The organism is Lyngbya aestuarii BL J (assembly GCF_000478195.2).
GTDB classification, from domain to species: Bacteria; Cyanobacteriota; Cyanobacteriia; order Cyanobacteriales; family Microcoleaceae; genus Capilliphycus; species Capilliphycus aestuarii.
Genome location: NZ_AUZM01000412.1, coordinates 1 through 329, shown reverse-complemented (window position 1 = coordinate 329; position 329 = coordinate 1). Strand labels below are relative to the sequence as shown.

The 329-nt window shown below is 43.8% G+C and carries 1 protein-coding gene; it reads left to right on the top strand.

Annotated features, from left to right (window positions below; all coding sequences use genetic code 11):
* Nucleotides 1-329, top strand: a 329-nt coding sequence (locus tag M595_RS28735; RefSeq protein WP_040484830.1) for a cation diffusion facilitator family transporter, incomplete at both ends; no start/stop codon positions are given.

The following is a 329-nucleotide window of genomic DNA, read 5'->3' as shown; positions in this document are numbered from 1 at the left end:
GTTTGGGAAGCGCCTTATTGGTGGCGGATGCCAAGCATACCATGAGCGATATTTGGACAACTTTAATGGTAATTGCTGGATTAATTGGAGTGTGGTTAGGTCGGAAATGGAACTTTCCTCAACTGGAAGCTTTAGATGTGGTGATGGCGTTTCCCGTGGCGGTTTTTGTGTTTTATAGTGCTTGGGGAATTTTCCAAGAAAATTTACCTTGGTTAACGGATCGGGTGGCAATTCCACCGGAAAAAATTCGAGCATTAGCAATGAGAGTTCCAGGTGTTGTTAATTGTCATGATATTGCTTCTCGGGGGGTTATCGGTCGTCAGATTTTT